The sequence below is a fragment of the Candidatus Thiothrix putei genome (assembly GCA_029972225.1).
Taxonomy (GTDB): Bacteria; Pseudomonadota; Gammaproteobacteria; order Thiotrichales; family Thiotrichaceae; genus Thiothrix; species Thiothrix putei.
Map to the genome: position 1 here is coordinate 2222395 of CP124756.1, position 11706 is coordinate 2234100.

At 45.0% G+C, this 11706-nt stretch carries 11 protein-coding genes; 6 read left to right on the plus strand and 5 right to left on the minus strand.

Annotation, left to right across the window (positions count from 1 at the left end; genetic code table 11):
• Positions 1–56 precede the first annotated feature (56 nt).
• Positions 57–284 carry a hypothetical protein gene (locus tag QJT81_11335; GenBank protein ID WGZ92473.1) on the minus strand — a complete coding sequence of 76 codons (228 nt, stop codon included), beginning with the start codon at positions 282–284 and terminating at the stop codon, positions 57–59.
• A gap of 559 nt (positions 285–843) precedes the next feature.
• On the opposite strand from QJT81_11335, the gene QJT81_11340 reads away from it, so the two are divergent.
• Both QJT81_11340 and QJT81_11345 read left to right on the plus strand, forming a co-directional pair.
• Entirely contained in the window at positions 844–2109 is a 1266-nt protein-coding gene (locus QJT81_11340) for a hypothetical protein (protein ID WGZ92474.1), read from the plus strand.
• 27 nt (positions 2110–2136) lie between these two features.
• Positions 2137–2496, plus strand: a complete 360-nt coding sequence (locus tag QJT81_11345) for a hypothetical protein (protein ID WGZ92475.1) — start codon at positions 2137–2139, stop codon at positions 2494–2496.
• A gap of 357 nt (positions 2497–2853) precedes the next feature.
• On the opposite strand, the gene QJT81_11350 is transcribed toward QJT81_11345, so the two are convergent.
• Both QJT81_11350 and QJT81_11355 read right to left on the minus strand, forming a co-directional pair.
• Positions 2854–3273 (minus strand): hypothetical protein, encoded by a 420-nt coding sequence (locus tag QJT81_11350; protein WGZ92476.1) that lies wholly within the window; start codon positions 3271–3273, stop codon positions 2854–2856.
• 13 nt (positions 3274–3286) lie between these two features.
• Positions 3287–4126 (minus strand): SDR family oxidoreductase, encoded by an 840-nt coding sequence (locus QJT81_11355; protein ID WGZ92477.1) that lies wholly within the window; start codon positions 4124–4126, stop codon positions 3287–3289.
• Positions 4127–4241: 115 nt separating this feature from the next.
• Between QJT81_11355 and QJT81_11360 the strand changes: the two genes are divergently transcribed.
• From QJT81_11360 to aspS, 4 genes are all read left to right on the plus strand, one after another.
• The gene (locus QJT81_11360) at positions 4242–4499 is read left to right on the plus strand and encodes a zinc ribbon domain-containing protein (GenBank protein WGZ92478.1); all 258 of its coding nucleotides are present in this window, start codon (positions 4242–4244) and stop codon (positions 4497–4499) included.
• Between the two features lie 158 nt (positions 4500–4657).
• Positions 4658–5302, plus strand: coding sequence for an outer membrane beta-barrel protein (locus tag QJT81_11365; GenBank protein ID WGZ92479.1), 645 nt, complete (start codon positions 4658–4660; stop codon positions 5300–5302).
• 92 nt (positions 5303–5394) lie between these two features.
• Positions 5395–5958, plus strand: a complete 564-nt coding sequence (locus QJT81_11370; protein WGZ92480.1) for a porin family protein — start codon at positions 5395–5397, stop codon at positions 5956–5958.
• A 131-nt stretch (positions 5959–6089) separates the two neighbouring features.
• On the plus strand, positions 6090–7859 hold the full coding sequence (aspS, locus tag QJT81_11375) for an aspartate--tRNA ligase (GenBank protein WGZ92481.1): 1770 nt from the start codon (positions 6090–6092) through the stop codon (positions 7857–7859).
• Positions 7860–8021: 162 nt separating this feature from the next.
• On the opposite strand, the gene QJT81_11380 is transcribed toward aspS, so the two are convergent.
• Entirely contained in the window at positions 8022–9317 is a 1296-nt protein-coding gene (locus QJT81_11380; GenBank protein WGZ92482.1) for a hypothetical protein, read from the minus strand.
• Between the two features lie 172 nt (positions 9318–9489).
• Complete coding sequence (gene rlmKL / locus QJT81_11385) at positions 9490–11625, minus strand: bifunctional 23S rRNA (guanine(2069)-N(7))-methyltransferase RlmK/23S rRNA (guanine(2445)-N(2))-methyltransferase RlmL (protein WGZ92483.1); 2136 nt, start codon at positions 11623–11625, stop codon at positions 9490–9492.
• Positions 11626–11706: the final 81 nt, after the last annotated feature.

The following is an 11706-nucleotide window of genomic DNA, read 5'->3' on the forward strand; positions in this document are numbered from 1 at the left end:
ATTGATGAACGGCAAATTATCCGATAAACGGTAGTGGATTCGTTTCCACGTTGCGCTCAATTTTTAACAAATGGCGTTTTCAAGCCGTTTTTCTGCCCTATAGCCTGATACCCTGAAAGTTGGGTATTGCGTCTTAAAAAGTAGCGGTCTCGCTCCATCTGCCAGTGTGATACTCGTAATCCCGCGTAATCCGGCGTAAGCCGCTCATCAATCGCCAGTGATCCGCGTAACGCGCTCGGTGTGTTGTAGTTGTCAGGTGTATATTTGGGGTTGCCCATACGCATCAGAGAGACATTAGCCCAATCACCCCCCTGAAAAACCTCTTTATTCCATTGGCTTGGTACACTCTTTAGCGCGTAGCGAAAATGTTAGGAGTTTTGTCCTCTGCCGTACCCTCTTTCAGTTCACAGTCGTGTACACCTGTATACTGCTTAAAAATTAGTTAACACCCTGCCAAGAGGGGCGACGAAGGAGCGTCCAAGGGCGGGGGTTCCCCTCTTCTTGTCATAAGGCACATATAGAGCCATGAGGCTAGAAACCTAAACGCGCGTTGAATTATTCAGCGAATATTACCTTTTATCGAAAGCCCGTTTGCTTTTCCTGAAAGCGTGTATTACTTTTAGTTTTCAGGCGATAAATGCCGTTAGGGTGGCAACCTTCGATATTTCGGAAATAGCCAATAGATCACCATTGGAAACCCAAACATTGCGGTTTCCGCGTCTTGCATTCTTTGGGTGTGCAGGATGCCAGTAGGCGACTGGGTGGGAAGTAAGAAAGCCGAACAGTTTGCACCTGTCCGGCTTTGGATAATCCAAAGCTCTTACGTAACAAGAGGTTTAGATCATGCGTACTGTAACGCCTGCGGGGGATACCTGCAACCATTCTATTGATGAACCGTTTCAAGGTTCGTTCTATGTTCGTAGCCTCCTTGGCTTTCCGTTTCCTTCTAGTTCCTATGCAGCTATCAAGCTTCCCAGTGGTGTTACTGCTGGGTCTTCTTGGGATTGCGTACCAGATTGGGCAGAATGGGATGATGAAGCGGGAGGCTGTGTTGTCCCGCTTGATGAATCTCAGGTGTGGGATTGTCCTATTCTGGATGCTAAGCCGTTGCCTCCTGAGCCTTCTGGGTTTGCTGTCATCAAGTCCAAGTTCCGATTGGATTCGGAAAGGGTGCTTGATCAATGGTTAGCTGATCGTCAGATTCAGCAACAGGCTGAAAGCGATGCGCTGTTACAAGCTAAGCAAGCCGCTATGGTGCGTTGGATACCAGGCACGGGCATTCCTGTAATGTCCTACATTCCGCGTTCCGATTGTGTGGAAATCATTGATATTCAGGTGGGTGTACAGGATGTAGTCATCAAGCATTCAACGAAAAACGGGGCTATCAAAAACCATGCCGGTGGTGGGAAGAGGGGGGTTATCAAGGAACTCTCTAGGCAGTCTATCAAGCGTCTCAAACTAACGGCGCGTAATGTCCCTGAAGGCTCTTTTAATGCGTTTTTGACTCTCACCTATCCTGACACTTTCCCAACGGATGGCGTCAAGGTTAAGCGTGATTTGGATGTTATGCGTAAATGGCTTAAACGTCACGGTGTCGGCGGGGCTTTTTGGTTCTTGGAGTTTCAGCAGCGGGGTGCGCCTCACTTTCACCTGTTCATTTCTAATTATCCGCTATGTGGGGTCAAGGGTGTTGCTGAACATTGGTATAAGGTTGTGGGGTCTGGTGATCCTAAGCATCTGGATTGGCATCTTGGAAAGCTATCGGGTCGCTCATGTTTGGAGTATGTCCGCAAGCCTCACGCTGCCAGCTTCTACGCTACTAAATACGCAAGTAAGCAGGAACAAAAGCAAGTCCCAGAGGGCTATACCAGCGTTGGCAGATTTTGGGGTACTTTCGGCAATATGAAGCCCGTCTGGACGTTCATCAGTGGCACGGGTTCCCATTGCGTAGCCAGAACTAAGGTTCTGGTGAACAACTTCCGTTGCTCCTTTGACAAGCGGGCTATGCAAGGTCACTGGCTCCACAAGACACTTGCCTCGACTGTCATGTGGGGCGGTGCTGCTGAGCTTGCTGAGATTATGGCGTTTGTCCAGTGGGTTCCTTTTTGATTCCTGTAACACTAATCAAGTGAGCGTATGCAAATAGATTTATGGTCAGATTGTGACGCTGTACCGTTCCGGTTCCGTGTACACATCAAGCAGCACAATGAACGTATCTTGGGGCTGTCTTTGGGGATGCCGAAAGGGGTTAGGGATCCAATAAAGTCGGTTCAGCAGTCGTTACGTTTTAGCGGCGATTGCCATCCTGACAAGCCTGAAACCTACCTTGCGTCTCTCTCACACCGATTTGACTCTATTACCAATGGGGATTATGGCAATCGGCTGTTTTGGGAGGGTGCTATGCAAGCATTGGAAGGCAAGCTGTTACGTTTCGATACTGACGATGGGGCGGTATTGGCTCAGGAAATGGATAAGGTTTATCCTGTAAGCATTTGATTATAAAGATTTTGGCAGTTTCACAGACACCTCTTGACCGTTCCATCGAATCACGATTTCGGGGGATTCCTCTATTCGGGCTATCCGTCGTTTGAGTTCCGTTTTCAGGCTTAGCACTTGTAAAGGGCTTCCCGTCAATTCATGGGCTAATTCTTGGGTGAAAAGCGAGGTCTTTACCATGGTGGGGCTGTAGCGGTTGCCGTCAGGGTCAATAAGATAGCCCTCCCAAAATCTCCAACCTTTCCAGTGCTTTGGTAGTTCCCTATTTCGCATAATACATATTATGTCAAATTGACATAATATAAGTGTTATGTAGATATATGGGAGGTAGACAAAACGGTAAAGACGCAAAATGGACTAGCGTTTGCATATAGGAGAATCATCAGGTGTTTCTACGCTGCGTACAATCGTATCAACAAATGCATTCAGTTCATCGGTTGTGATGACCGCCAGCATTCGAGCCATAACATTAGGGTCTACTTGCGCAATGGTTTGATGCCCCCCTGATAATTGCAGATAAATACCAGCAGTACTTTTGGAGTCAGTATCTTCAATTCCCGCCTCTACTAACGCTTGGTCAGCTTCACTTAGTTCATCATACAAGTCATCTAACTTATCCCATAAATCATCATCTACCCCTTCAGCAATTTTCAGGACAATAGCGCCCTGCACAGGCTCAATTTCGCGCTCAAAGTGCAAATCATGCTCATGTAATGTATCAATAAATTGATCGGCGATAGTTTGTGTAAAAAAAAGGTATTCTAGTACTTCATTCATAATAACATTCAACCTATTGATTTTCTTTACTTGAAATGCGAATTAATAATTGGTCTAGCCAAGTTGTAGGTAGAATCCTACGCAATGTCCAGAATAAATGCGCTGGTACAGTGACTGGATAACGTGCTTTAGGCTTAGGACTTTCCAGTGCATGAATAACTTTCGCCAACACGGCTTCTGGTGGCAGCGTAAACGGCGCAGCAGCCCCTTCTTTTTCTAAGCGGCGTATTGCACCTTGGTATTTATCTCGATGCACGCTTTGATCAATACTTACATGTGTTTTAAGTGACTGCAATGCATTAGACCTAAAACGGCTTTCAATGGGGCCTGGTTCAATCAAGCACACTTTGATATCCGTATCGGCTAGTTCTAAACGTAAGGTGTCTGCGATACCTTCTACAGCGTATTTGCTGGCATTATAGGCTCCCCGAAACGGCAATGCCACGTAACCTAGCAAAGAACTGTTATAAATGATCCGCCCTTCATTGCGCTGGCGTAACAATGGCATGACCATCGTCGTCAATTGATGCCAGCCGAACACATTGGTGGCAAACTGTTGCTCTAGGGCTTCACGTGATAAATCTTCCAATGCACCTACTTGACCATAAGCACCATTATGAAACACCGCATACAGCTCACTGTTAGTACGTAGCATCAACTCATATACGGCATCTTTTACACTTTCAGCGTCAGCCAGATCCAATTGTAGTGTTTTAAATCCCTCCCCTTCCAAGCGTTCAACATCCTCTGCTTTACGGGCAGAAGCAAACACTTGGTAGCCACGTTCGCGTAAACCTTTTGCTACACAGTAACCTATTCCGCTAGAACAGCCAGTAATTAACACATTGCGCATATTTTTTGAGCTCCTCTACACATCAGAAGAGAGAATGTAACGTGATTCATTGAATTCAAGCAACTACGCCCCTATTATTATGAGCTGCTAATATACACAGACTGGAGTCTAAAATATGCCAATTTACGCTTATCAATGTAGTGCTTGTGGTCATGAACTGGAAGCATTACAAAAAATGTCAGATGCCCCGTTAACTGAGTGCCCTGCTTGCCATGCATCCACTTTGGCAAAAACAGTGACCGCCGCCGCCTTCCGTCTCGGTGGTGGTGGTTGGTATGAGACTGACTTCAAAAGCGGCAACAAAAAGAATCTTGCCAGCACGGATGCTCCCTCTTCTGCTTGTGGGACAGGCGCCTGTCCTGCCTGTAAGTAAATAGTTTAAATAGTTGTAGATATCTTCCCTCCTCCTGCGTGAAGAGGCGAAGAAATCTTATCTTGTCAATCCACTCATCGGAAAAAGCATAACTCTCACGACAGACCAGAATAAAATAATCATGGTTGCTTAATTAAAACAATAAAAGGGTACAGACCATGATGAAAAAATCTATTCTGCTTGCGGCAGTCATCGCTACTATTTCACATTCACCGGTATTTGCAGGCGGTTCTTTGTTTGGTGGCTCTGAAAGTGGTGATGCTGGTGCTATTTATGGTGGGGCAAGTATTGGTCAATCCAGTGATAGCACTTGTGACTCTGTTATCGACCAAGCGGGGGCGTTACTGGGCGATTTTGAGTGTCCCACTCCCAGTGGCTGGAAGGTATTTGGCGGTTACAAAGTAACACCAAATCTGGCTGTTGAAGGCGCTTATGTTGACTTTGGTGAAGCATCTACTAGCGGCGCTATACCTGTCATTCCTGGCGTTAATGCCGTTCCCAATGCAACAGATCTCACTGCTCAAGCAACAGGATTCAACGTTTCAGGTGTCGCCAGTACTGAGTTAACTGAAGAACTTAACTTATTCGGTAAAGCAGGCATGATGATGTGGGAAAAAGAAACGACAGCAAAAATTCAAGGTGTCAACACCTTATCAACAACAAATGACGGCGTTGATCTATCCTTGGGCGCAGGTGCTGAATACAAAATCAATGACAACTGGGGGATACGCGGTGAAGCTGAACACTTTAACGGGCTGAATAACAACCTCTATTCCGTTGGTGCAACATTTGCAACATTCTGATTAATTTCCCCCTTTTCTGAACCACTAACCCCCTCCTCCCTTTCTTATTGCAATGCCTTTAAGAAAGGGAACGGTGAAAAGGAAAATCCCTAATGAAAGCTTACAGTTTAATCTGTTTACTCAGTGTGATAGTTAGTCCCACTACTTTACTGGCAGAAGATTTATTTGCTGCCAATGAAACCTCTCCTGGTCAGTTTTATGCTGGTTTTAGCTTGCTAAAGTCTGATGCTGAATGCAGTTTTCAGAATATTGCTTGCGATAGTACTGGCTATAAATTGGCAACTGGTTATAAATTTAATAATAGTTTAGCGATAGAAGGCGGATATTATAATTTATTCAGTAATGACGGAGTAAGTGCAAGCACTTCGGAAAAATCTACTGTCAAGGGTTCAGGGCTTGCGCTATCAACGATTGGTTCTTATGCAGTCGATGATAAAACCTCATTATCTGGCAGAGTAGGGATCATGGCATGGGATGCTGAAGCTAATACTAATGGTATACCCGTAAATGGTATGAACGGTACAGATATACTGCTTGGTGTCGGCGCAGGTTATAAATTGAACGATCACTGGCAGTTACGTGGTGAATACGAACACGTAGGTGGTGATTTAGAAGCTAAGATCTACTCTCTTGGCACAACGCTTTCTACTTTGTAACGGCGCATAGCACATTCCTGTATCTGGCTTGCGTATCAGGCTGTCAGGGCTTAACATTCCCGCCTTTACAGTCAACGTTCCCGGCTTAAATAAAAATCGGGGCAGAATGAAACAAACAGGAATAAGAAGCAATGCGTAGCCATTATTGCGGGCAGGTGGATGAAGCCCTGCTGGATCAGCAAGTTACTTTGTGTGGATGGGTAAACCGTCGCCGTGACCACGGTGGCGTCATTTTTATTGATTTGCGTGACCGTGAAGGCATCGTACAGGTCGTATTCGATCCTGATCGTGCAGAGGTTTTTAATACTGCTGAAAAAGCACGTAATGAATACGTATTACAAGTAGTCGGTAAAGTACGTCGCCGCCCTGCTGGCACTGAAAACGCCAACTTGCGCAGCGGTCAAATCGAGATTCTCGGTGTTGAACTGAATGTATTGAACACATCAGAAACACCACCATTCCAGTTGGATGAAGATAACGTTGGTGAAGAAACGCGCCTGACTTATCGTTATATCGACTTGCGTCGCCCGGAAATGCAGAAACGGATGCAAATGCGTGCGAAAGTCACCGGCTTTTTACGTCGTTTCCTTGAAGACAATGGTTTTCTCGATATTGAAACACCAATGTTGACGAAAGCAACCCCAGAAGGTGCTCGTGACTACCTAGTACCTAGCCGAACTCACCCTGGCTCATTCTTTGCTCTGCCCCAATCACCACAGTTGTTCAAACAATTGTTGATGATGTCAGGTATGGATCGCTACTATCAATTCGCACGTTGTTTCCGGGATGAAGACCTGCGTGCTGATCGTCAGCCTGAATTTACTCAGTTGGATATTGAAACATCCTTTATGGATGACAATGCCATCATGGGTTTGATGGAAGCCATGATGCGGGCAACGTTCAAGGAAACTTTAGGTGTCGATCTGCCTAACCCACTACCACGTATGCCCTACTCCGAAGCCATGCACCGTTTTGGCTCTGACAAACCGGATATGCGTATCCCGCTCGAATTCATCGAAGTCAGTGATCTGATGGAAAGTGTCGAATTCAAGGTGTTCTCAGCACCCGCCAAAGACCCTGACAGCCGTGTAGTGGCAATGCGTTTGCCTAATGGTGGTGAACTGTCCCGTAAAGAAATCGACGACTACACGGCATTTGTAGGGCGTTACGGGGCTAAAGGTTTAGCTTATATTAAAGTCAATGATATTGCCGCTGGGCGTGAGGGTTTACAGTCTCCGATCATGAAGTTCCTGCCAGATGAAACGGTTACTGGCATTATGGAACGAACCGGTGCGCAAACGGGCGACTTGATTTTCTTCGGTGCTGATAAGGCTCGTGTGGTTAACGATGCCTTAGGTGCTTTACGGGTGAAGTTGGGTCATGATCGTGGTCTGATTCAAGGTGAATGGGCTGCCTTATGGGTCGTGGATTTCCCAATGTTTGAGTGGGATGATAAAGATAACCGTTGGGTTGCACTACATCACCCCTTCACAGCACCTAAAGGCACTCCAGAAGAATTGTTGGCAAATCCAGGGAAAGCACTGTCAATTGCTTACGATATGGTACTCAATGGTACAGAAGTCGGCGGTGGTTCGGTACGTATCCACAATATGGAAATGCAGAAATCCGTCTTCAAACTTTTGGGTATTTCTGACGAAGAAGCACAAGAAAAGTTTGGCTTCTTGCTGAATGCATTGAAGTACGGTTGCCCTCCTCACGGTGGTTTAGCGTTTGGGTTAGATCGCTTGATCATGTTGATGACGGGTAGTCAGTCTATCCGAGATGTAATGGCATTTCCTAAAACACAAACGGCTGCTTGCCCATTGACTGATGCACCTGCTGAGGTCAATACAAAACAGTTACGTGAATTGAATATTCGCGTTCAGTTACCACAAAAGTAACACACCAAACCTAGGGTATCCCAAATGTTTACTTACGTAGCGAATGGGATACCCTAGGTTTTTTACTATTTATTTAAAATTCATAAACGTAATTACTTATTAAGTATAATACTAATATTTTCAATAATTTATTTGTAAATAATTAATACATTTATTACGTATTTAGCTTCTCACCAGTTCAAAGAATGTTGCAGGCTTCCCGCTGCGCCCATCAGTACGTTGTTTAACACTACGCTTGATTCTTCCCTGTGTTTCCAATGACTTAAGAAGCGTGTTCATTGCCGCAGATTTGATATTCTGCTGGAATACATTCACTCTGATCTGAGTAGTCGTTAACTTGCCGTGTTTGCGCAAGGCGGCGATAATCTTGCCTTCGTCCTCGTTCTGTTCTCCTTCAAAAATGTAGGCGACACTACCAAGGCAATAATCCCAAATATACGTAGCAGCACGTAAATGTTGTGGCTCTACTTCATCCTTGCAGTCGAGTAAGGCAAAAATACAAGCAATGCGTAACACTTGTACCCGCGAACGCTCGGACATCGGTGAATTCACCTTCGCTAAGGACAGTGCTAATGTTCCCCACAATTCCAGTGATTGAGCCGATAACGTTAACTCATTAACATCGCTGGCGAATTGGATGGCTTTGGCAACCGCATCAGCGTAATGCAGCATTTTGACGACAGGAATGCTTTCAGGAATAGCCACGATCTTGGGGCGGCGCACGCAGATCCATAAAATACGACTGGCTAGTGCTGTAGCGTATTCACTTTGTTCCAGACGCTTTACCAACTCTTCGTAAGTAATGTGTCCGACAAAACAGACATGCGCATCGGTTACGGTAACACGGTTATTTTTAGTCAGTGGTGAAAAGTTACCAGTATCCCAAAAACGGCGAATCGCCGCAGACACTGTATTGCCCTCTCGGCGTGCCGCTTGTAAAACGGCAGCAAACTCTTCTTCTAGAATCATCAGGCGTTTGTCCGTGATGCCTTTATCGGTTGGGTTGCCATCCTCATCTTCTGTATCGGCTGGGTCACGTACAGCCCATGCTAACCCCTCCCCACTCGACATCGGTCTATCACGGTATAGCGCAAGTGGTAACCCCATTTTGCGTAACTGCACATTGACATAATCCTGCATCAATTTTCTAACAGGAGCCGCAGCCGTACCCTTACCCCCGCCAGCAGAACTCGCCGTCACACTGAATAAACGTGGCGGTGCTTCCACATCACCCAATCTCAGAACGGCTTTGTTTCCAAAATAAGCACCTGCCCATGTCAGCAGATGAATAAGCACACCAATAGGATCAGCTTCCGATTGTAAACAAGCATCGAAGGCAAAGCGGCCTGCTACGCCGTAATAACAGCCCTCGTGTGGTATCGGAAATTCCGATGGCGCTTCTTCGATTTCAATGGTGTTTTGCGAACCTGTTTCGGGCAGTTTGATGACATTACTCATAGTGTTGTTTCTATCTGATAACTAAGTACGTTTTTATTATACATTAATATTTATATCAAATTCAATATAAATCATTGTTTTTATTGTAAAATTTTTTATTTACGTAAATACGTTATTAAAAATATTTTAATATTAAATTGTTTAACACTGTTCGGGTAATAACAATGACCTATTAGTGTTTGATTAGCCAACAACCATGGATTTTCGGGTCACGTTCAAAATCTAAGGGCAACGATTGCTTACGGTAGTCCTGCACTGCGTATTTGTTTTCTACTTCAGTATCTAACTTGAACTTACGGAAATTATTAGAAAAAATCAGCGTACCATCAGGTGACAATATGCGCATGGCATCGTCAATCAATGCAACATGATCACGTTGTACATCAAATGTATCTTGCATACGTTTAGAGTTACTGAATGTGGGTGGATCAAGAAAAATCAGGTCGTAATACTCATCACAATCGTATAGCCACTCCAACACATTCGCTTGGATGAAACGGTAACGTCGGTAGGGATCATGTTGCAAATTGTTCAAACTGAAATTGTCTTTTGCCCACTCCAAATACGTAGCAGACATATCCACGCTGTCAACACGATCAGCACCACCGATGGCGGCATGAACACTGGCTGTTCCGGTATAACAAAATAAATTCAGCACTTTTTTATTTTTGGAATGTTGTTGCAACCAATAACGCATAGGGCGGTGATCCAAGAATAAACCGGTATCTAAATAATCGGTTAAATTCACTTTGAAAAGTATCCCGTGCTCAGTGACCGTCAACGCTTGTTCTGCCCTCCCCTGTTTTTCGTATTGATTCTTACCTTTTTGTTGGCGACGTTGTTTTAAGACGATTTTGTTTGGGTCAACACCTAACGCAGCAGGTAATGTCAGCAAGGCTTGCTGTAAACGTTGTTCTGCGACTTTATCGTCAATAGTTTTAGGGGGGGCATATTCTTGGACATGTAACCAATCGGCATAACGATCAACGGCAATTGCATATTCAGGAATATCCATATCGTATACACGATACGCATTTATATCCCTTTGTTTGATAAAGTTTTTTAACTTACGTAAGTTCTTCGTAATTCGGTTAGCAAGGTCATCAGAAATCCAAATGGCAGGATGCTCTTTCTGTACCAACCGCTCAAATGTATAAAGTTTGGATTCGGTTTCACCATTTAAAAAACGGTATTCTTTACTGTAAAACAAATTAGTCAAGGAAATAGGTGCGGCTGCTTCTGCAAACAAAGCCCCTCGATAGCCTGGTGGTAAACTCGTCATCCATGCACTGAGCGCATCATAATGAGGTTTTACTGTGACGATATTGGCATTTATTTCAAAAGGTAAATTACTAATAACCAGAGCTTTGTCAGCTATAGTTGGTGCAGGCATAGCAGTTAGCGAGCATTGCGTCCAACGCGCTGCTGGCAAATCAATAGAACGCCAATCTGCCCGTGCGGCCATTACTGCGGCATCGCGATCGTTACCCCAAAATTCAAAACGTTCAGCATTGGCAAGCCCTGTGACACGACGATCTTGTGCTTCCGCATATAACGTGTTCCATAACTCAGCATCATGCCCTAGCCAACGTTCAGCAACCGTATGTTGACGTAATAATCCTGGGGCAATATCCAACGCCATTAAAGCACCTTCGATCAAAAACGTACCAGCCGCACATTGCGGATCAATCAGTGCCACTGATTCTGCCTCACTAACCACTAACTCAGGCCAACCTGCCCGAATTAATAATGCAGCAGCTAAATTTTCCCGCATGGGGGCATGTGTATCCAAGTCACGATAACCGCGTTGGTGTAAGCTATGCTGATTCAGCTCAATACCGATACTTGCATTACCCTTATGCAAATTTACAACTACTACAAGGTCGGGCGTATTACTAACACTAGGACGTATGCCATGTTGGCTACGGAATTGATCACCAATCTGATCTTTAACCCATTGCGCCCCAAATTGGGTATTGCGAATATCGTCATTCAAACCAAAAAAGCGTACTTTCAACGTACCTTCTGGGCGTAAATGTTGTTGCCAGTCAATAGAATGCAACAAGGTTTGCAATTCTGCTTGATTCTTGCCAAAACCCTGAGCCAGTTGTAACGTGGCACGCGAAGCTAACCGACTCCACAGCATCGCATAATACCCAAAGCGTAAATCGCCCCATGCTTGAACACCTGCATGACCAATTTTTACCGACTCTGCACCGCAACGACTAAGCTCATCAGCCAACAATGGTTCGATAAATTGGGGGCAAGCGAAAAACCACTGCAAAGGCGTTGCGTTATCTGACTGCATATGTTGACCGAGGGTTTGAAATTAAATCGGAATTCTATCATCTTTCGTGCTTGTGCTAACATCTTCCAACACCAAACTTAC

Bases quoted from the DNA above. Each gene is read 5' to 3' on its own strand.
- QJT81_11380 (WGZ92482.1), bottom strand. From the start codon at position 9,317: ATGAGTAATGTCATCAAACTGCCCGAAACAGGTTCGCAAAACACCATT.
- rlmKL (WGZ92483.1), bottom strand. From the start codon at position 11,625: ATGCAGTCAGATAACGCAACGCCTTTGCAGTGGTTTTTCGCTTGCCCC.
- aspS (WGZ92481.1), top strand. From the start codon at position 6,090: ATGCGTAGCCATTATTGCGGGCAGGTGGATGAAGCCCTGCTGGATCAG.
- QJT81_11360 (WGZ92478.1), top strand. From the start codon at position 4,242: ATGCCAATTTACGCTTATCAATGTAGTGCTTGTGGTCATGAACTGGAA.
- QJT81_11335 (WGZ92473.1), bottom strand. From the start codon at position 284: ATGCGTATGGGCAACCCCAAATATACACCTGACAACTACAACACACCG.
- QJT81_11355 (WGZ92477.1), bottom strand. From the start codon at position 4,126: ATGCGCAATGTGTTAATTACTGGCTGTTCTAGCGGAATAGGTTACTGT.
- QJT81_11350 (WGZ92476.1), bottom strand. From the start codon at position 3,273: ATGAATGAAGTACTAGAATACCTTTTTTTTACACAAACTATCGCCGAT.
- QJT81_11340 (WGZ92474.1), top strand. From the start codon at position 844: ATGCGTACTGTAACGCCTGCGGGGGATACCTGCAACCATTCTATTGAT.
- QJT81_11345 (WGZ92475.1), top strand. From the start codon at position 2,137: ATGCAAATAGATTTATGGTCAGATTGTGACGCTGTACCGTTCCGGTTC.
- QJT81_11365 (WGZ92479.1), top strand. From the start codon at position 4,658: ATGATGAAAAAATCTATTCTGCTTGCGGCAGTCATCGCTACTATTTCA.
- QJT81_11370 (WGZ92480.1), top strand. From the start codon at position 5,395: ATGAAAGCTTACAGTTTAATCTGTTTACTCAGTGTGATAGTTAGTCCC.